The sequence below is a fragment of the Streptomyces sp. PL-29 genome (genome assembly GCF_058344425.1).
Window position 1 is genome coordinate 810,459 of sequence record NZ_CP136996.1, and the last position, 19,599, is coordinate 830,057.

A 19,599-nucleotide genomic window follows, 5' to 3' on the forward strand; every position below is an offset into this window, starting at 1 on the left:
TCGGATCAGATGACGCCCTGGGCCAGCATCGCGTCCGCCACCCGCTCGAATCCCGCGATGTTCGCGCCGGTGACGTAGTCGCCCGGGGCTCCGTACCGCTCGGCGGTCTCGTGGGCGACCGCGTGGATCGCCCGCATGGTGGCGGCCAGTTCGTCCTCCACCCGCTGCGCGCTCCAGGCCACACGGCCGGCGTTCTGGCTCATCTCCAGGGCGCTGACCGCGACACCGCCCGCGTTGGCGGCCTTGCCCGGCCCGAAGGCGACCCCGGCCTCCCGCAGGATCCGCACGGCCTCGGGCGTGGTCGGCATGTTGGCGCCCTCGGAGACGGCCCTGACCCCGCCCGCGACGAGGGTACGGGCGTCCTGCGCGTCCAGTTCGTTCTGCGTGGCGGACGGGAAGGCGACGTCCGCGGGTACCTCCCAGACCCGCCCGCCGGGCACGAACCGTGCCGAGGATCCGCGGCGCGCCGCGTACTCGCTCACCCGCCCGCGCTCGACCTCCTTGACCTGCTTGAGCAGTGCCAGGTCGATGCCCTTGTCGTCGACGACGTAGCCGTGGGAGTCCGAGCAGGTCAGCGGGTTGGCGCCGAGCTGTTGCAGCTTCTCGACCGTGTACAGCGCGACGTTGCCGGAGCCGGAGACGACCGCCGTCAGCCCGTCCAGCGACGCGCCGCGGACCTTGAGCATCTCGGCGGCGAACAGCACGCTGCCGTAGCCGGTCGCCTGGGGCCGGATCGCGGAGCCGCCCCAGCTCTGGCCCTTGCCGGTCAGGACGCCGGCCTCCCAGCGGTTGGTGATGCGCCGGTACTGGCCGAAGAGGTAGCCGATCTCACGGCCGCCGACGCCGATGTCCCCGGCGGGGACGTCGGTGTGCTCCCCGATGTGCCGGTGCAGTTCGGTCATGAAGGACTGGCAGAACCGCATGACCTCGGCGTCCGACCTGCCGTGCGGGTCGAAGTCGCTGCCACCCTTGCCGCCGCCGATCCCGAGGCCGGTCAGCGCGTTCTTGAAGATCTGCTCGAAGCCGAGGAACTTCACGACGCCGATGTCCACCGACGGGTGGAAGCGCAGACCTCCCTTGTACGGGCCGAGCGCGCTGTTGAACTCGACGCGGTAGCCGCGGTTGACGTGGACCCGGCCCCGGTCGTCCTGCCACGGGACACGGAAGACGATCTGCCGCTCGGGCTCGGTGAGCCGCTCCACCAGGGCCACGGCCGGGTCGGCATACTCGGGGCGGGCGGTGAAGACGGGGGCCAGGGTGTCGAGGACCTCCCCTACCGCCTGGTGGAACTCGGGCTGTGCGGGGTTGCGGCGCTCGATCTCGGCCCGCAGCGTTTCCAGCCTGTCCTTCGAGTCCTTCACGTATGTCCTTCCGTCGGTTTGCACGGACAGCGCGCCGCGAACACGCGCTTTCGGAAGAGTTCTTCCGCAGAGCGGCTCCTTCGCGGAGGCTACCGCGCGCGGTGCCGCTCCGGACAAGGCTTCTGCCCCGCGGACAAAAAAGCGTGTCAGCGGCCTTACCCCCGGGCCGCCGTCGCCGCGCGGTGGGGGTGGGCCGTCCCGCGCGGCCGTCAGGAGAAGCGGAAGGTGGTGACCACGGCAGCGTGGTCGGAGGGCCAGTCGTTGGCCGCGACCTCCGGCCAGGGGGCGATGCGGCCCGTGGCCAGGGTCGTGGAGTCGACGACGGTGAGGCGGTCGCCGGAGTGGAGCACGAAGTCGATCCGGTCCTGCGGTTCCGGGCGGCCGCTGCCGTCCTCATGCCACGGGTGGACGGGCGACCAGGTGGTTCCGGGAGCCACCACCGGGTCCGGGTGGGCCTCGCGGTAGGAGTCGCGCAGCCCCGCCCGTTCCACGGCGCGGGAGACGGGCCAGTCCACCGGTCCGTAGCCGCCGTGCAGCGGGGCTGCCGTGGGCGTCCAGTCCAGGTGCGAGGGGGCGTTGAAGTCCCCCACGAGCAGGACCGGGGTGCGATCGGCGGCGGCGAGGTCCGGCGCCATCCGGTCCAGGACCGCGTTGATCTGCCGGACCCTCCCCGACTCCTCCTCACGGGCTTTCAGTTCGGGTGCGGCCAGGCCGTCGAAGCAGGCGTCGTAGGGGCCGTACGGCGTGTGGTTGAGGTGGGCGGTCCACAGCACCAGCTCATGCGGGGCGCCGTCGGGACGCTCGTCGAGCCGGATCCGGGCCCCGGCCGCCCCGTAGAAGCCGACCTCCGGGTCACCGAGGGTGTCCACGACCGGGTGGCGGCTGAGGATCGCGAGGTTCTCCCCGGCGCTGTGGTGGAACCAGCCGAGCGCGTCGGCGAGTTCGGGCGCGGCGTGCACGGCGGTCTCCTGGAGGCCGACGGCGTCGACGTCGGCGGCGAGGAGCACGGCCAGCTGCTTGTCGCGGTGGGCGTCGACGGGGCTGCCGCCGAGCCACAGGTTCCAGCTCATCACCCGGACCCGGTCGAGCGCGGGTGCGTCCGCGGCCGCCACGGGGATACGGACGGTGAGGTGGGCGGTGGCGCCGTGCGCGTCGACCGCGGTGATCTCGGCCGTGGCCACGGCCACGGCGGCGGAGTCCTGCCCCGGCAGGGGCGACGGGGTACCGGCGAGGGTGCCGTCGGCGTGGACGGTGAGCCAGTCGGGGCGGTCGGCGGCGGCGAAGGTCACCGGACGGGCCGCGCCGCGCAGGAGGCCCGCGACGCGGGCGGTGAAGGGCCGGCCGGCGCGGGCGCGGCGGGTGGTGAACCCGGGGACGAGGAACCGCGGTGCCGGTGCGTCGGCGACCAGGGCCCGCAGCCGGTCCGGGGTGGCCTCTTCCAGTGAGTCCAGCACGGTACGGCCCGGGGCCGCATCGATCCCGGTGACGGAGGGCACGGCGAGGACCTGGCAGCCGGCTGCTTCGGCCGAGGCGATGCCGGTGGGGGTGTCCTCGACGGCCACGCAGGCGGCGGGCGCGACCCGCAGGGCGCGGCAGGCCGCGAGGTAGGGGTCGGGGTGGGGCTTGGTGAGCGCGGTGTCGTCGGCGGTGACAGTGACCGTGAAGCCGCCGTGGCCCTCCTCCGCGAGGGCGGCCACCACGGTCTCGGCGACCTCCCTGGGGGAGGCGGTGACCAGGGCGGTGGGGACGCCTTCGGCACGCAGTGCACCGAGCAGGGCCAGCGCGCCGGGCCGGGGGACGACGCGGGTACGGACCCGGTCGGCGAAGGCCCGGTGCAGCTGGGCCGCGATCGCTGCGGCGGGGGCGCCGCTGCGGGCGGCGAGGACGCCGGCGGTGTGCTCCACCGGCCGGCCTAGCACGTCCGGCTGGTCGGTTTCGAGGAGGACGTGCCCGAGCCGCTCGGCCGCCTCCGCCACGGTGTCCCACCAGAGCCGCTCGGTGTCGACGAGGGTGCCGTCCATGTCGAAGAGGACGGCTTGCAGCGTGGTCGGGACGGGAGAGTGCGAGGACGTCACGAACGGGGTCTCTTTCCGGTGCGGGGTGGTGGGGTCGCGGCCGGGCGGCCGCGGTACGGGCGGACTCGGGCGGGTGCTGCCGCGCGGATGTCCGCGGATCAGCTCGCGCGCGGGGCCACCAGGACCGGACGGTCCGGCAGCGCCAGGCGGACGGGCGCGCCGGCGGCCAGGTGGCCCGCATCGTGTGCGGGGACGTCGGCCTTGACCAGGGTGCCGTCGGCCAGGGCGACGGACACGCGGACCGTGGCGCCCAGGAACGAGGTGCCGAGGACTCGGCCCTCCCCCGCCTCGTCGGCGGTGACCCCCAGCGACTCGGGCCGTACGAGGACGTCGACGTCGGTGCCGTCCCCGGTGCTCGGCGGGGTGCCGTCGACGGCGAGCTCGCGGCCCAGGACCGCGACGGTCGCGCCGGAGGCGAGCAGCCTGCCCGGGATGCGGCTCATGGTGCCGACGAACTCGGCGACGAAGGCGGTGGCGGGACGGGCGTACAGCTCGGCCGGGGCCGCGCACTGCTCCAGGCGGCCGGCGCGCATGACCGCGACGCGGTCGGCCATGGACAGCGCCTCCTCCTGGTCGTGGGTGATGAAGAGGGTGGTGATGCCCAGTTCCTGCTGGAGGCGGCGGATCTCCTCGCGCAGGGTCAGGCGCACCTTGGCGTCGAGGGCGGACAGCGGCTCGTCGAGGAGGAGCACGCGCGGTCGCAGGGCGAGGGCGCGGGCCAGTGCGACGCGCTGCTGCTGGCCGCCGGAGAGCTGGTGGGGGAAGCGGTCGCCCTTGTCGGCGAGGCCCACGAGTTCGAGGAGTTCCGCGGCGCGGGCGCGCCGCTCGGCGGTGCGGACCCGGCGCATCCGCAGTCCGAACGCCACGTTGTCGAGGGCGTTCAGGTGCGGGAAGAGGCTGTAGGACTGGAAGACCATGCCGGCGTCGCGTCGGTGCGCGGGAACCGCGGTGACGTCATTGCCGTCGACGAGGATCTCACCGGAGTCGGGGTGTTCGAAGCCCGCCAGCATGCGCAGCGCGGTGGTCTTGCCGCAGCCGGACGGGCCGAGCAGGGCGAGGAGTTCACCGGGGCGCACGGTGAGGTCGAGTCCGTCCAGGGCGGTGGTGGTACCGAAGGACCGACGCAGGCCGCGCAGTTCGACGGTGGCGGCGTCGGCCGGTGCGGGCGTCGCGTTCGCGGTCGGCGCGGGTGCGGTGAGGCGCATGAGGGGTGTCATTTCCGGTCGGTGGTCGGGGAGGGGGTGCGGCGGCCGCCGCCGAAACCGGCGAGGAGCAGGAGCAGGAGCCAGGTCACCAGCAGGCTCATGACCGAGACGGCCACGGACATCTGGGCCTGTGAGCCGCTGATGTTGACGATCCAGACGGCGAACGGCCGGAAGCCGAGGAGTTGGGCGATGGTGAATTCGCCGAGGACCAGCGCGAGGGTGAGGAAGGAGGCGCTCAGGAGGGCTCCGCGCAGGTTCGGCAGCACGGCGCGCAGCAGGGCGTGCGGCAGGCTCGCGCCGCAGGAGCGGGCCGCCTCGACGAGGGTGCGGACGTCGACGGCGCGCAGTCCCGCGTCCAGGGCGCGGTGGGCGAACGGCAGCGCCATCACGGCGTAGGCGAGGACCAGGACGACCGGGAAGTCCGGGTTCTGGACGGCGACAAACGTCTGGAAGAGCGGGGTGCGGGAAAGGTGCTCGGGTCCCCACTTCAGGACGGTCCCGATGCCGGCGACAAAGGCGATGGGCGGGACGACCAGCGGCAGCGCGCACACGATCTCGACGACGGGCCGCAGCTTCGGGGCGGTCAGGCGCAGTGCCACCGTGGCGGGAACCACGAGCAGCAGCACCACCGCGATGGTGGCGGCGGCGAGTTCGAGGGAGAGGAGCAGGCTGGGCAGGAAGCCCTCGGTGTCCAGGATGCGGGTGTAGGCGTCGAGGTTCAGGCCCTGGCCCGGCACGTCGACGGTGAAGACGACCGAGGCGGCGAGCGGCACCAGGAAGTACAGGGCCGCGGCGGCGAGGACGAGGGCGCGCCAGGGGGACGCCGTGGCCGGGTGGGCGGTCAGGCGAGCCATCGGGCGCTCCGTCGTTGCAGGGGCAGGTAGACCGCCATGACCAGGCCCGCGACGAGGACCATGTCGAGGCTGAGGGCGAGGGCCACGTTCTCCTGGCCGATGAGCACGTTGCCGGAGATCGCGTCGGCGATCTGGAGCGTGACCAGCGGGACCGAGCTGCCGACCATCGCGGCGGCGGTGGCGTACGCGGCGAAGGCGCTGCCGAAGAGGAGGACGAGGCCGCCGAGGAGGGAGGGGGCGAGCACGGGCAGGGCGACGTGCTGCCAGTACTGGCGGTGGGTGGCGCCGTTGTTCTGGGCGGCCTCGCGCCACTGGGTGCGCAGCCCGTCGAGGGCGGGAGTGATGGTGAGGACCATGAGGGGGACCAGGAAGTACAGGTAGACGAGGACCAGGCCCCAGAAGCTGTAGAGGTTCCAGCCGGTGTCGGTCAGGCCCAGCTCGCGGGTGAGGACGCCGGAGTTGCCGAGGGTGGCGACGAAGGCGAAGGCGAGGGGGACGCCGCCGAAGTTGGCGAGGACTCCGGAGGCGGTCAGGACGGCTTCGCGCAGGCCCCGCAGCGGGGAGGTGACGATCGCCTGGGCGAGGAGGAGGCCGAGGAGGGCGGCGAGGACCGCGGAAGTGGCGGACAGCTCCACGCTGCCGACGAGCGCGGTGAGGTAGGCGCCCTGCAAGGAGGCGGTCAGATTGCCGAGGCCGTACGAGGCGGTGCCGCTGGCCGGGTCCCGGACGCTGAAGGCGCCGTCGAGCATGGCGGCGGCGGGCAGGCCGAAGGCGATCGCGGTGAACAGCAGCAGGGGGACGACGGCGAGTGCGCCGGAGCGGCGGGCCCACCGCCGCCCGGTCCGGACGGCGGGGGCGGCGGGGGCCGCCGGGGCGGCCGCGGGTGACGCGGCCGCTGTGCGGGATGTCATGTCGGTGGTCATGGGTGTCGTGTCAGTGCTCGTATCGGAGGTCGTTGCCGTGGCCCGGCCGGCGGTCAGCCGGCGACCGCCTTGCCCCAGCTCTGGGCCAGGACGCCCTTGGCCGCGGTCTGCTGGGCCTCCGTGGGGAAGGTCGGGGTGCCGCTGACCTGCGGGAGCCTTGCGGCGGCGGCCTTGTCGAGGGTTCCGGCCCCTTCCATGGTGCTCATGAGCACCGGGCGGGCATAGCCCTTCAGCCACAGGTTCTGGCCTTCGGGGCTGTAGAGCCACTCCTGCCACAGCCGGGCGGCGGCGGGGTGCGGGGCGTCCTTGTTGATGGCCTGGGCGTAGAACTGCGCGTACTTGCCGTCTTCGGGGACGGCGACCTTCCAGTCGACGCCCTTGCCCTTGAACTGGTCGGCGTAGCCGGCGTTCAGGTAGTCCCAGTCGATGCTGATGGGCGTCTCGCCCTTCTCGACGGTCGCCGGGGTGGACTCGACGGGGGTGTAGTTGCCGTTCTTCTTCAGCTGCCCGAAGAAGTCGATGCCGGGCTGAATGTCGTCGAGGGAGCCGCCGTTCGCGAGGGCGGCCGCGTAGACGCCGCCGAAGGCGGAGCCGGACTTGGTGGGGTTGCCGTTGAGCGCGACCTGGCCCTTGTACTCGGGCTTGAGGAGGTCCTTGAAGCTGGTGGGGCAGTTCTTGACGCGGCTCGCGTCGCAGCCGATGGAGATGTAGCCGCCGTAGTCGTTGTACCAGCGCGCCTGGTCGTCCCGCTGCGCCGAGGGGATGTCGCCGTACGCGGCTACCTTGTACGGGGCGAACAGGCCCTGCTGGGCGCCGCTGACGGCGAAGGAGGTGCCGAGGTCGAGGACGTCGGGGGCGCGGTCCTGGCCCTTGCGGCTGGTGACGGCGTTGATCTCGTCCTGGCTGCTGCCGTCGGGGTTCTCCACCTCGACCTTGATCCCGTACTTCTCGGTGAACCCGTCGATGACGGCGCCGTAGTTGGCCCAGTCGCGGGGCAGGGCCATGGCGTGCAGGACGCCTTCCTTCTTGGCGGCCTCGACGAGGGCGTCCATGCCGCCGAAGTCCACCGCGGAGGTCGCGGTGGCGGCGTCCTTGCCGGTGGCGGTCTTGTTGTCGGCCTTCTCGGGGGCCGCGCCGCAGGCGGTGAGGGCGAGGGCTACGACGGCGAGGCAGCCGGCGAGGGCGGCGTTTCTCGGCAGGGACACGGTCTCTCCTGGGAGGTTGCGCGAGGGAGCGCGGGCAGGGATGGGAGCGGTACGGCGGACCCGAAGGCGCCGAGGCCAACTTGTCTGAACAAGTTGGCCTCAGTAGGCCCGGCATCCATGACCTTCGGGTGAACGGAAGGCGACGGATTCCAGCCAACAAACTGGACACTCTGCACTCGTTTCGATCCGCGCGGCCCTGCGCTTACGCTGTACGCGCCAAGTGCATTGCGCACAGCCAGCGTTATGACGAGGGACGGGAACACAGCCGATGACGGCCCGGCACGAGGAGATCGCCGAGGAACTGCGCCGGGCGATCGACCGCGAGGAGTACGCGGTGGGGGCACTGCTACCGGCCGAGACGGAGCTGGCGGCACGCTTCGGGGTCTCCCGCGGCACCGTCCGCCAGGCCGTGCTCGCCCTGACCTCCGAGGGGCTGATCGGATCCCGGCAGGGCGCGCGGCGCGTGGTGCTGGCCAGCCGCCGCAGCCAGAGCTTCACCGAGCTGCGCAGCTTCGCCCAGTGGGCGGCGGCCATGGGCCGTACGGCGACCGGCCGGGTGGTGTCGTCACAGGTCCGGCCGGCCACCGACCGGGACGTCATGTGGCTCCAGGTGGAGCCGGGCGCACCCGTGCTGCACGTCCTGCGCGTGCGCGGTCTGGACAGCGAGCCCGTCCTGCTGGAGCGCACCGTGTACGCCGACTGGATCGCGCCGGCCGTCGAGCGCATCGAGCCGGACTGCCCGTCGGTGACCCAGCGCCTCCTGGACGACACGGGGCTGGTGTTCGCGTACGGGGAGCACCTCATCGACGCGGTCGCGGCGGGGTCACGCGACGCCGAGCTGCTCCACGTGCGGCGCACCAGCCCGTTGTTGAGGGTGCGCCGCATGACCACCACGCGTGACGGCCGGCCGGTCGAGTGGTCCGACGACCGCTACCGCTCCGACGCGGTGGGCTTCAGCGTCCACAACTCGATCGGCAGCAACGCCCTGGCCCGCCGCACGGGCCCGGCCCTCGACGACGCGTGAGCGCACCGCCTCCGGACCGGGTGAGGGCGGCCGCGCCGGAGGGGACGGCGGAAGCGGTCGCACCGGATGCCGGCGCCGGCGGGTCGGCCGGGTTCAGGTCCTCCCGGACCGCTCTCCGGCGGCCGTGTGCTTGCCGCTGCCGGCGCACGGAGCCCTCAGCGACCGTCTCGCTGCCCGCCGCTGACGACGGTACGGCCCTCCGGTACCCGGCGCGGCAGCAGGAGCGGGGTGGCCATGGCGAGGACACCGGCGATCGCGATCGCCGCGCGCGGTCCGGTGGCGAAGGCCAGCAGCCCCCACAGGGCGGTCAGCGCGGCGATGGCGGCCTTTCCGGAGACCGACCAGGCGAGCAGGGTGCGGGCGGCCAGGTCCGCCGGGGTCCGCTCCAGCCGGCAGGTGGCCAGCACCGGGTTGAAGACGCCCATGCAGGTGATCAGCCCGAACTCGACGGCCATGACGAGCACGAGCCCGGACGGGCCCGGCCCGACGAAGGCCAGCCACGGCAGCCAGCACGCCCGCAGCGCCCCCGCGGTCAGCAGGACCCGGTGCCGGCCGAACCGCTCGGCGAGCCGCGCCGCCAGCCGCGAGCCGATCAGGCCGCCCACGCACGGCACGGCGAAGGCGAGTCCGTACTGCCAGGGTGCGAACCCGAGCGGACCGAGCATGAGGACGGCCAGCAGCGGCGAGGTCGCCATGATCAGGCCGCTGACCAGGGCCGTGTTGAGGAACAGCGGGCGCAGCACGGGGTCGGTCAGGATGTGCCGCCAGCCTGCGGACAGGTCGCCGGCCCGCATCCGTCGCGGCGGTGCGGCCGGCGCGGGACGCGGCTCCGGTCCGCCGATGGCGCGGATCCCGGCAGCCGAGAGCAGGTGACTGACCGCGTTGGCCAGGACGGTCACCACCGGCCCGAACGCGGCGATCGCGGCCCCGCCGAGCGGCGGTCCGAGCAGGGTGGCGGTCCACGTGGTGGATTCGAGGCGGCCGTTCGCGACGAGCAGGTCCTGCGGCGGGACGAGTTCCTTCAGGCACGCGCCGCCGGCCGCGGTGAAGGCGATTCCGGCCGCGCCGACCACGACCGAGACGAGCAGGAGCTGGGCGAAGGTGAGCCCGTCGAGGGCGAACGCCACCGGCACGCTCGTCAGCGCCGCGAACCGGGCCAGGTCCATGGCGATCATCACCGGTCTCTTGGGGCGCGACTCCACCCACGGTCCGAGCGACAGCGCCAGGACCGCCCCGACCGCGGGTCCGACGGCCGCCAGCAGCGACACCCGAGTGGTCCCGGCGTGCAGCACGAGGATCGCGATCAGGGGGAACGCGTCGAAGGCGAGCCAGGTGCCGAGCGTGCTGACGGCGTACGAGGTCCACAGCCACCGGAACCGCCGGCCCAGCGACCGCCCGTCCGCCATGATCAGTCCGCCCCCGCTCACCGTCCGGACGCCCTCGCGCCGCCCAGGGGATCAAAGCGAGTCGCGCACCGGCAGGTCAACCCGACACGGGTCGCGGCCGCCTGAGCGGGCCCGGCCCAGGCGCTACGGTGGCGGAATGGAACAGCGCATCAGCCTGGTCACCCTGGGGGTCGTGGACCTCGCCCGCGCCAAGAGCTTCTACACGGCGCTCGGCTGGCGCGGCACCGAGGTCGAGGAGACGGTCTTCCACCAGGCCGGCGGCCTGGCCCTGGTCCTGTGGGACCGTCGGAAGTTGGCCGCGGACTGCGGTCTCCCGGACGGCCCGCCGACCGGCTTCGGCGGTATCGCCCTGGCCCACAACGTGCGCACCGACGCGGAGGTGGACGCCGTCCTCGCCGCCGCCGTGGCAGCAGGCGGCACGGTCACGCGACCGGCCTCCGTCAACGCCATCGGCTTCTACTCGGGCGTCTTCACCGACCCCGACGGCCACGCGTGGGAGATCGCCCACCATCCCGGCTTCACCTTGGCCGAGGACGGCTCCCTCGTCCTGCCCGACTTCGACGGGTAGCGCATATCGGGGTGGGGAAGCGGGTACGCGTCCTGGGGCAACAGCGGCCCCGGGACGCTCTCTTGTGTCGCATGCGGGTCCGAAAGCGGGCCCGGCGGGCTCCGCAGCGCCCGGACGACGGCATCGGGTCGGGATGCGTCACCCCCCGGCGGACCGGGCCGAGTTGGGACGATTGCCCGGCTCATCCCTGCGCTGATCCTGCGGGCTTCCTTAAGGGAACGTGAAGAACCCCTTCTGGGCGTCCTTTTCGCTGGTCACCGACCTAGGCTCGGGCGGACCCCCCTCCTCCTCTTCTCTTGCGAGGTGTTACCGGCATGAGCCGCAGCCGAACTCCCCAAACGTCGACCCGCGTCGAGGCCCGGCGGAAGAAGACGGTGCGCACGCGCATCGTGCTGTCCGTCACCACGGCCGCCGCGGTGGTGGCGGTGGGGGTCGCGGTGGCCGACTCCGGCGATGACGCGCGTACCGACCGGCGCGCCGACGCCGCCGGCTCGTCCTCCGGGACGGCGACCCCCTCCCCCGACGCCGCCTCGCCCACCGCCGACGCCCCGACCACGACGAGCGCCGACGCGTCGCCGACGCCCGACGCCTCGGCCTCGGCGTCCGCGACGCCCACGGAGCCGGCTACGGCGGAGAGCAGCACCCCGGCCACGACCGAGCCCTCCCCCGCCGTCAAGCCCGCACGCAAGCCGGCCACCACGACGGGTGGCGGCTCCGGCAGCACGGGCGGCGGGGGCGGCAGCACCGGCGGGAGCGGCAGCACGGGCGGCTCCGGTGGCGGGGGCAGCACCGGCGGGGGCGGCGGCACCGTCAACACGGACGCCGAGTCCGCCGTGCTCGCCCTGGTCAACAAGGAGCGGGCGGCGGCCGGATGCGGCGCCGTGACCGTCAACTCCCAGCTGAGTGCCGCCGCCCGGGGGTACAGCGACACCATGGCCCGCGCTGGCGTCATGTCACACACCGGTCCGGACGGGTCCACCATGACCAGCCGGGTGGAGGCCGCCGGCTACCGCTGGTCCAACCTGGGCGAGAACATAGCCCGCGGGCAGGCCGACGCGAACGCCGTCATGAAGGCGTGGATGAACAGCTCCGGCCACCGGGCCAACATCCTCAACTGCGCCTTCAAGGAGATCGGCATAGGTGTCCACAAGGGCGACGGGGGCCCGTGGTGGACCCAGAACTTCGGCGCCCCGAGGTAGTCGGCCCCACCCGAGAAGCCTGCGGGGCGCCCCCCACACACCGCCCCCACACACCCCCCACAGCCGCGTCCCCCCACCCGTATGCGGGTGGGGGGACGTCGGCGTCCGCGCCCGCCCCGGCCCCGGGGCCGGCCTGCGGGCTGGGGCGGTTTCGGGGGAGCCGGTGACGGACCGGCCGGGCCGTCGGACACTATGGGGCCGTGCCCCGAACTTCGCGCTACCTGCTCATATGGCTGTCCTGCACGGCCGCCAGCGTGACCGCCGTGCTCGCGACGGTCCAGTTCGTGGTCGGTTCGACCCGGCATACGCCCCCGGTCGCACGGTCCGCCCCGACGGTCATCGACACGCCTCCCGCATGGCAGGCGGGGAGCCCGTCCCCGAGCACGCCGTCGCCGACCGCGTCGGCCGGCCCCTCCCCCACGGCGTCGCAGAGCCCCTCCCCCACGACGGCCGCCCCCACGCCCGTCAAGGCCACGTCGGGTGCGCCCAAGACCCCCGCCCCGAGGAAGGTCGACTGTGCGGAGGGCGGGGCCGGCCTGTACACCGTCCCCACACAGGGCGGCAAGGTGACGGTGCGGTACGGCAGCCGGGGCGTGTGCCTGATCTCAGCGGTCCCCGGCCGCGGCTTCAGGACCACCACCTCACAGACCTCGGACAGCACCCTCACGGTCACCTTCACCAGCTCCGACCACAAGTCGGTCGTCACGGCGACGATCGATCCCAGCGCGAAGGCCAGCGTCCGCGAATCGTCCTTCTGAGCTCCGCCCGCCCTTCCGCCCCCCCCTTGGCCGTCCGTGCCCCGTTCGCCGGGTCAACACCTTCTGTCCGCCCTTGAGGTGGTTCCGGCGAAGCGGAAGGTGAGCTCTTCCTTAGGGCAAGCTCATGATCGCGCCGAGGCGGTTGCGCAGGTCCCGAACGGTCCTATGCTCGCGTCAGCCGAGCAGCCCTCGGTGCCGGGGCAGGGCGCCCCGGCGCACCCTCGGGCCGCCGGCTCCGCCGAGCCCGTGGGCGCTTCGCCCATCCCGCAGTCCGACCGTGCCCTGGGGTGTCTTCGTCATGAGTTCTCGCATGCTCCGACCCGTCCGCGCCGACCGCCGAACGACATCGCCCCGGTCCGCCGCACTCCGGGGAAGACGGCTGCCGCTGGTCGTCGCGGCCGTCGTCGCGGCAGGCCTGGCCTCGGCCTGCGGACCGTCCTCCGAGCCCGTCGGCTCCACCGCCGCAGCCGCGACGGCCGACCGGTCCGCGCAGCCCTTCCCCACCGAATCGCCGTCCGCGACGGCCTCCTCCGAGGCTTCCCCGACGGCGTCGGCCTCGCCGTCCGCGTCCGCGTCGCCCTCCGCCTCGGCGACCCCCTCCCGGACACCGTCCGGTTCCGCGTCGGCCCGCGGCGGTGCCCCCGCGCCGGTCCGCACGTCCGCCGCACCGGCCCCGGCCAAGGTGCCCGGCCCCGGCTACGACAGCTCCGCCGACGCGCAGAAGCAGATCGACGCGGCCCTGCGTGCGTCCAGGGCCGACGGGCGGATGGTCCTGCTCGACTTCGGTGCGAACTGGTGCGGCAACTGCAAGGCCGCGGACAAGGTGTTCGCCCAGTCGCAGACCGCCGGGATCCTCGGCGCCTCGTACCACCTGGTCAAGGTGGACATCGGCGGCAACAGCCCGGCCAACTCGGCGCTGCTGCGCACGTACAGCCCCTCGGGCGGCACCTACACCCTGCCGGTCCTGGTCGTCGTCTCGCCGTCCGGCACGGTGCGCACCGACACCCACGTCACGGGCAACCCGTCACTGACCTCGGAGGGCATCAACGCCTTCCTGCGCAAGTGGGCTTCATGAGACGACCGGGACGCACGTCACCCGTCGCCCCGGCCGTCACCGGCCTCGCCGTGGCGGCCGCCCTGGCCGCCGCCGGCCTCTGGACGGACGACCGCCCCGCCGCGGGACTCCCTGCCGGACAGCCGGGCACGGTCGGCGCCGCGGCCGGGGCGAAGGTCATGGCTCCCGGCATCCGGCCGGACGCGCCCGCCCTCGCCGGTGCGGACCTGGACGGCAGGCGGGTCGCGCTCGGTGACTTCCGGGGGCAGGTCGTCGTCCTGAACGCCTGGGGCTCCCGGTGCGACCCCTGCCGCGCGGAGGCGGACGACCTGGAACGGCTCAGCCGGCAGACCCGGGCCGACGGAGTCCGGTTCCTCGGGATCAACACCCGGGACCCGGACCGGGCGGCGGCCCGGTCCTTCGTACGCGCCCACGGCCTGACGTTCCCCAGCTTCCACGACCCCGACGGCGACCTCCTGCTTCGGTTCCCGCCCTCCCTGGTCGACCCTCACGCCGTCCCCTCGGTCCTGGTGATCGACCGGCGCGGACGCGTCGCCGCCGCCCTCGGGGGCGCCGTCACCGACGAGCAGCTGCGGCCCCTGCTCACCCGCCTCCTGGCCGAGGAGCCGTGACGGCGGGCGCGGCGGGCGCCCGCGCCGGACGGCGACCGGCGCGCCGCCGTCTGCCCCGGGGTTCACGGCGGTCCTCGTCCACGGGGCCCTGCCGACGGCCGCGTAGTGTCGGGTCAGGGGCACGCCCGTCCCAGCCGCGCCGGCCCGGCGTCGGACGCCGGGCGCCGGGCGCCTGCGGACCGGGCGAGCACCACTGCCCCGGGGGCCCCGACCCGTACGAACCGGACCCGTGCACGACACGCGACGCAGAGGCACAGATGAACGTTTCCACGCAGGCGGGGCACTCCCGCACGGTCCGCGCCGCGGCTGCTCTCCTCTCCCTGGCCGCGCTCTCGGCCTGCGGCGGGCAGCACGTGACCGGCGCCGCCCCTCCCACCGTCGCCGCTCCCACGACGCGCTTCTCCGAGAACGGCGTCACCGTCACGCTGTCGGTGTCGGACTGGAAGGGCTCAGAGGGCACCCTCACCGCGGTGTTCACGCCGGAGAAGAAGGGCTTCCACCTCTACAGCACCGAACTGCCGGAAGCCGGCGTCGAGGGGGTCGGCCGGCCGACCGCGGTGGCGGTCACCGGAGCCCTGAAGGCGAACGGCCACCTGACGGCGGCCGCCGGGGTACGGTCCATCAGCGTGCCCGGTGTCGACGCCCGGGTCCCCGTCTACCCGGACGGCCCCGTCACCACGGCGCTGCCCGTCCGCGCCGACGGGCACGGAGACGCGACGGTACTGGTCGGCTACGCGAGCTGCAGCACGCGGGAAGGCTGCACCATCCCGGTGTCCGACCGCCCCGTGCGGCTGCGCGTCACCGGTGAGGGCCCGGTGTTCGAGCTTCCCTGACGGCGGGTCTCCGGCGGGGAGCGGACCCGGTGGGCGCCCGGTTCGGGCGGCTTCGTATGATCCTGGGGTGTTCGCGGCCGCGTCCGCCGCCCCTGCCGTTCACCGCCGGACGGACGCGCGTCCGCCGGCCCTCCCGCGAAGACGCCATCGCCCTTGAGCACCGACCAGACCGCCCCCGAGCGGGCGCGGCCGCGCCCGTCCACGAACGCACGCGGCCGGATTCTGCCGCACCTCGCCGGACGCGCCCCGGCTCCGACGCCGGGCAGCGTCCTGCACGGCGTGAGCGGCGCCACCGCCGTGATGCTGCTCCTGGTGGCCATCGGCGCCGCCCTCCACGAGCCCGTCCTCATCCCTCCGCTGGCCGCGTCCGCGGCGATCGTGCACAGCGCGCCCGGTCTGCCGCTGGCCCAGCCCCGCAGTGTGATCGCCGGCCACCTGCTCTGTGCGGCCGTCGGATACGCGGGACTCGCCGCCTTCGGCAGCTCGCCCTGGGTGGCCGCCCTCGCGGCGGGGCTCGCCCTCGCCGTGATGACCGTGGCCCGGACCCCGCACTCGCCAGCCTGCGCGACCGCCGTCGTCATCGTCCTGGGGACGCCCGACCCGCGCACCTTCGTACCGCTGCTGGCCGGGGCGGCGCTGCTCGTCGTCCTCGCGGGCGTCGCCCTCTCGCGCGCCCGCCGCACCGGACCCCGCTACCCGCAGTACTGGTGGTGAGCCCCGGCACGCCGACCCCTAAGGTGTCCCGCATGCCGAGCGTCCTGGTCGTGGAAGACGACCCCAGCATCCGCCAGTCACTGATCGAGGTCCTGGCGGAGCACGGATACGCCGTGCGCAGCGCCGCGGACGGGTTCGGCGCCCTGCGCGAGGTCACCCAGACGCCGGTCGACGCCGTGGTGCTCGACCTGGGGCTGCCCGATCTGGACGGAGGAGACGCGCTGCGGATGATCCGGGGCATATCCTCCGTACCGGTTTTGGTGGCGACCGCCCGTGACGACGAGTCGGAAATCATCAAGATCCTCAACGCGGGTGCGGACGACTACCTGGTCAAGCCCTTCTCGGGGGGCCAGCTCGTCGCGCGCCTGTCCGCGGTCCTGCGCCGCACCAGCCACGCCCCGCCCGTCGGCGGCGCGGGCGCACCGGCCGCGGCGGCGGCCGAACCACTGCGGGCCACCGTCGTGGGCGAGCTGGCGGTGGACCCGGCCGCGCGGACCGCGTACCTGGCAGGGCGGGAGCTGCGGCTCACCCGCCGCGAGTTCGACCTCCTGGCCTTCCTCGCCCACCACTCGGGGCAGGTCGTCTCCAAACGCCGCCTGCTGACCGAAGTGTGGCGGGAGCCGTACGTGGACGACCAGACCGTCGACGTCCACCTGTCGTCCCTGCGCCGCAAGCTCGGCGAGCGCGCAGCGGCCCCGCGCTACCTGCTGACCGTCCGCGGCGTCGGCATCAAGCTGGTGGCCCCGAGGTGAGGCGCTCGCTGGCCGGAGTGGCCCTCGCCGTGACCTCCATGGTCGCCCTCTCCTTCCTCATACCGCTGGCCGCACTGGTGATGTCGTTGGTCAAGGAGCAGGGTGTCAACGCCGCCGAGCAGCGCGCGGCCGCCCTGGCACCCGTCCTGACGCTGACCACGGACCCGGACGCGCTGCGCGAGTCCGCGGCGAGCCTGGACGCGGCCGACCACTTGGTGGTGCACCTGCCGCGGTCCGGACCCCTCGGTACCTCCAAGGCCCCGCCGGCGCTGCTCAAACGGGCCCAGCAGGGGCGCGAGTCCATCTCCCAGGAGATCCCCGACGGCTGGATCTGCCTCCAGCCGGTGGTGCTGCCCGGCGAGCAGGTCGCCGTCATCGAGAACTTCGTCCCCGAGGCGGAACTCACCCGCGGGGTCAAGGAGTCGTGGGCGGTCATGGTGTTCCTCGCGGTGGGCCTGGTCGGTGGTTCCGTCGTGGTCGCCGACCGTCTCGGCGCGAAGGTGGTCCAGTCCTCGAAGCAGCTGGCGCAGGCGTCCCACGCGCTCGGCCGGGGCGACCTGGACACCCGTGTGGACCCCATGGGCCCCAGGGAGCTGCGCGACGCGGGCATCGCCTTCAACGCGATGGCCCACCGGATGACCGAGCTGCTCGCCGTGGAACGCGAGCTCGTCGCCGACCTGTCGCACCGGCTTCGTACGCCCCTGACGGCCCTGCACCTCGCGTCGGAGCGGATGGCCGGCACTCCGGAGTCGGCCAGGGTCGAGGCGGCGGTCGGCGAGCTGGAGACGGAGCTCCAGGCCATCATCGCCGCGGCGCGCACCCCCCTCGCCGTGGGCCCCATGGGCCAGGGCCTGCTCGGCACGGACCCGGCCGCGGACCCGGACGCGGGCCGGTCCGCGGCCGGGTCCTCCGGTCCGCGCTGCGAGGCGTCCGACGTCGTACGCCGCCGCACCGCGTTCTGGACGGTCCTGGCGGAGCAGCAGAACCGGTCCTGCGCTCTCGACCTGACCTCGGAGCCGACGGCCGTGAGCCTCTCCGACGACGACATCGCCGCTGTGGTGGACGCGCTGATCGGGAACGTCTTCCGACACACCGCACCCGGGACGCCGTTCGGCGTCCAGGTCGTGCGCACCGCCCAGGCCGTGGAGCTGGTCGTGGAGGACGGCGGCCCCGGAATCCCCGAACCGGACCGGGCGCTGTCCCGCGGGAGCAGCACCGGGTCCACCGGACTGGGCCTCGACATCGCGCAGCGGGCGGCGACCGCGACGGGCGGCTCCATGCGCATCGCCCGCGGCCCGCTGGGCGGCGCCCGCATCACCGTGACGTTCGCGCTCGCCCCGTCGGCCCCGTCCGGGCGGAGGCTGCGCAGGCCGCGCACGTCCCGCCGCCGGCCGGTCCGGGGCCGCTGAGCGGCGGCTACTCGGCCTGCGCAGCCTTGGCGGCGGCCTTGAGCTTGCGCCACACCGTACCGAGGGCTTCCAGGTCCTGCGCGTCGAGGAGATCCGTGAAACCCGGCGCCAGGGCCTCGCGCCGGGTGGCGTCGGCCGCCGCGAAGAGGGCACGGCCGGCCGGCGTGAGGGAGACCTCCACGGAGCGCGCGTCGCGGACGGACGGCGTCCGCGCCACCAGGTCGCGGCTCTGCAGGGCGTCCACGACCCGGGAGACCTGGCTGCGGCTGAGCAGGGTGCTGTTCCCCAGGACGGAGGCGGGCACCGGCTCGGGGCTGGATGCCAGCCACAGCATGACCTCGAACCAGGACACGGGCAGGTCGTGCGCCTTGACCAGGGCCTTGTCCACGCGGTCCGTCATCGTCGCCCCGGCCCAGACCAGCCCGTAGAAGGCGTAATCGGCCGCCGGCATCTCGGCTTCTGTGAGCTTCTTCGGCATGTCGCACAGTCTAGAGGTTGCGTGCGCACGCACATAAATTTAAAGTGTGTGTGCACGCACATATACCCGAGACTCCAGAGGTGCACCATGCCCACCCTCCCCACCCCCGACGGTGCGACGGCCGCGGACGCTTCGCTCCGCACCGTCCTGATCACCGGCACCTCCTCCGGCATCGGACTGGCCGCGGCCGTCGCCGCCGCCCGCGCCGGCTGGCGCACGGTGGCCACGCTGCGCGACCCGGGGCGGGCCGGCGCGCTGCGCAAGGCCGCCGCCGAGGCCGGCGTGGAGATCGACATCCGCCGCCTCGACGTCGTCGACGAGGAGTCCGTCACGGCCGCCGTGGACGGCGTGATCGCCGACTACGGCCGCCTGGACGCCGTGGTCAACAACGCCGGCGCCGGACACCTCGGCACACTGGAGCTGGAATCCGTGGCCGACGTCCGCGCGGTCATGGAGGTCAACTTCTTCGGCGTACTGAACGTCTCCAAGGCGGCACTCCCCCACCTCCGGGCCACCGGGGGACGCCTGATCACCGTCACGAGCGTCGGCGGAGTCGTCGGCCAGCCCTTCAACGAGGCCTACTGTGCGGCGAAGTTCGCGGTGGAGGGGTACATGGAGAGCCTGGCGCCCGTCGCGCGCACCCTCGGCGTGACCGTGTCCGTCATCGAGCCGGGAGCGGTGGCGACCGAATTCGTCGCCAACATCGGACTGGACCTCGCCGCCGCCGTCGCCGAGGCCGGCCCGTACGCCGACGCACTGCACACCTACATCGACCGCACGGTGAGCCAGTTCGCGGAGGGTGCCGCCCAGACACCGACCGAAGCGGCCGAGGCCGTCATGGAGGCGCTGACCGCCGACCGCCCCGCCTTCCGCATCCAGACCTCACAGTGGGCCCGCGACTTCACCGGGACCAAGCTGGTGGACCGGGACGGTTCGGCCGTGCTGGGCATGACGGGGACCTGGGTGGGCTGACCGTGCCGCGCCGGACCCGGCGGGACCGGGACGGCACGGCCGACAGGCGCTCCGCGCGCGGCGGGGTCAGCATGGGAAGGGGCCGAGCCCGCCGGCCGGCCTCGCGGACCGCCGCACCGCGGCGCGCCCCCGTCGAGAGGTGACCGCAGGCATGGACGCATCACGCAGGGCCTGGAT

Annotated in this window: 19 protein-coding genes; 11 read left to right on the forward strand and 8 right to left on the reverse strand. The window is 74.0% G+C overall.

The genetic code is table 11. The annotated features are described in order from the left end of the window. Positions 1–5: 5 nt before the first annotated feature. The 6 genes from gdhA to R4Z63_RS03685 form a co-directional block, all read right to left on the reverse strand. Positions 6–1,361: an NADP-specific glutamate dehydrogenase gene (gene gdhA / locus R4Z63_RS03660; protein ID WP_384453997.1), complete on the reverse strand. Its 1,356-nt coding sequence runs from the start codon at positions 1,359–1,361 to the stop codon at positions 6–8. Positions 1,362–1,570: 209 nt separating this feature from the next. Next, positions 1,571–3,436, reverse strand: a complete 1,866-nt coding sequence (locus tag R4Z63_RS03665; RefSeq protein WP_384454000.1) for an HAD-IA family hydrolase — start codon at positions 3,434–3,436, stop codon at positions 1,571–1,573. Positions 3,437–3,534: 98 nt separating this feature from the next. Beyond that, positions 3,535–4,641: an ABC transporter ATP-binding protein gene (locus R4Z63_RS03670; protein ID WP_384454003.1), complete on the reverse strand. Its 1,107-nt coding sequence runs from the start codon at positions 4,639–4,641 to the stop codon at positions 3,535–3,537. An 8-nt stretch (positions 4,642–4,649) separates the two neighbouring features. Beyond that, entirely contained in the window at positions 4,650–5,495 is an 846-nt protein-coding gene (locus R4Z63_RS03675; RefSeq protein ID WP_384454006.1) for an ABC transporter permease, read from the reverse strand. Then, positions 5,483–6,406, reverse strand: coding sequence for an ABC transporter permease (locus tag R4Z63_RS03680; protein ID WP_384454009.1), 924 nt, complete (start codon positions 6,404–6,406; stop codon positions 5,483–5,485). The genes R4Z63_RS03675 and R4Z63_RS03680 overlap by 13 nt, the downstream gene beginning before the upstream one ends. Positions 6,407–6,471: 65 nt before the next feature. Further along, positions 6,472–7,617, reverse strand: coding sequence for an ABC transporter substrate-binding protein (locus tag R4Z63_RS03685; protein WP_384454057.1), 1,146 nt, complete (start codon positions 7,615–7,617; stop codon positions 6,472–6,474). A gap of 274 nt (positions 7,618–7,891) precedes the next feature. Between R4Z63_RS03685 and R4Z63_RS03690 the strand changes: the two genes are divergently transcribed. Next, positions 7,892–8,647, forward strand: a complete 756-nt coding sequence (locus tag R4Z63_RS03690) for a GntR family transcriptional regulator (protein WP_037928878.1) — start codon at positions 7,892–7,894, stop codon at positions 8,645–8,647. 155 nt (positions 8,648–8,802) lie between these two features. Here R4Z63_RS03690 and R4Z63_RS03695 read toward each other — a convergent pair whose 3' ends face one another. Further along, positions 8,803–10,053 carry an MFS transporter gene (locus R4Z63_RS03695; RefSeq protein WP_384454060.1) on the reverse strand — a complete coding sequence of 417 codons (1,251 nt, stop codon included), beginning with the start codon at positions 10,051–10,053 and terminating at the stop codon, positions 8,803–8,805. Between the two features lie 136 nt (positions 10,054–10,189). Between R4Z63_RS03695 and R4Z63_RS03700 the strand changes: the two genes are divergently transcribed. The 9 genes from R4Z63_RS03700 (at position 10,190) to R4Z63_RS03740 (ending at position 17,972) form a co-directional block, all read left to right on the forward strand. Further along, a complete protein-coding gene (locus R4Z63_RS03700) occupies positions 10,190–10,621 on the forward strand; it encodes a VOC family protein (RefSeq protein ID WP_384454013.1) in 432 nt (143 codons plus the stop codon). 314 nt (positions 10,622–10,935) lie between these two features. Next, a complete protein-coding gene (locus R4Z63_RS03705) occupies positions 10,936–11,820 on the forward strand; it encodes a CAP domain-containing protein (protein ID WP_384454016.1) in 885 nt (294 codons plus the stop codon). 200 nt (positions 11,821–12,020) lie between these two features. Then, the gene (locus R4Z63_RS03710; RefSeq protein ID WP_384454019.1) at positions 12,021–12,578 is read left to right on the forward strand and encodes a hypothetical protein; all 558 of its coding nucleotides are present in this window, start codon (positions 12,021–12,023) and stop codon (positions 12,576–12,578) included. A gap of 310 nt (positions 12,579–12,888) precedes the next feature. Next, the gene (locus R4Z63_RS03715; RefSeq protein ID WP_384454022.1) at positions 12,889–13,653 is read left to right on the forward strand and encodes a thioredoxin family protein; all 765 of its coding nucleotides are present in this window, start codon (positions 12,889–12,891) and stop codon (positions 13,651–13,653) included. Further along, complete coding sequence (locus R4Z63_RS03720) at positions 13,650–14,264, forward strand: TlpA family protein disulfide reductase (protein ID WP_384454025.1); 615 nt, start codon at positions 13,650–13,652, stop codon at positions 14,262–14,264. The genes R4Z63_RS03715 and R4Z63_RS03720 overlap by 4 nt, the downstream gene beginning before the upstream one ends. Before the next feature lie 257 nt (positions 14,265–14,521). Then, positions 14,522–15,097, forward strand: coding sequence for a hypothetical protein (locus R4Z63_RS03725; RefSeq protein WP_384454028.1), 576 nt, complete (start codon positions 14,522–14,524; stop codon positions 15,095–15,097). 153 nt (positions 15,098–15,250) lie between these two features. Next, positions 15,251–15,811: an HPP family protein gene (locus R4Z63_RS03730; RefSeq protein ID WP_384454031.1), complete on the forward strand. Its 561-nt coding sequence runs from the start codon at positions 15,251–15,253 to the stop codon at positions 15,809–15,811. Positions 15,812–15,843: 32 nt separating this feature from the next. Beyond that, positions 15,844–16,563: a response regulator transcription factor gene (locus R4Z63_RS03735; RefSeq protein ID WP_384454034.1), complete on the forward strand. Its 720-nt coding sequence runs from the start codon at positions 15,844–15,846 to the stop codon at positions 16,561–16,563. Beyond that, positions 16,560–17,972: a HAMP domain-containing sensor histidine kinase gene (locus R4Z63_RS03740; RefSeq protein WP_037928901.1), complete on the forward strand. Its 1,413-nt coding sequence runs from the start codon at positions 16,560–16,562 to the stop codon at positions 17,970–17,972. Before R4Z63_RS03735 ends, R4Z63_RS03740 begins: the two co-directional genes overlap by 4 nt. Before the next feature lie 7 nt (positions 17,973–17,979). Here R4Z63_RS03740 and R4Z63_RS03745 read toward each other — a convergent pair whose 3' ends face one another. Beyond that, positions 17,980–18,450 (reverse strand): MarR family winged helix-turn-helix transcriptional regulator, encoded by a 471-nt coding sequence (locus R4Z63_RS03745; protein ID WP_384454040.1) that lies wholly within the window; start codon positions 18,448–18,450, stop codon positions 17,980–17,982. An 87-nt stretch (positions 18,451–18,537) separates the two neighbouring features. Between R4Z63_RS03745 and R4Z63_RS03750 the strand changes: the two genes are divergently transcribed. Then, positions 18,538–19,422 (forward strand): SDR family oxidoreductase, encoded by an 885-nt coding sequence (locus R4Z63_RS03750; RefSeq protein WP_384454043.1) that lies wholly within the window; start codon positions 18,538–18,540, stop codon positions 19,420–19,422. Positions 19,423–19,599 lie beyond the last annotated feature (177 nt).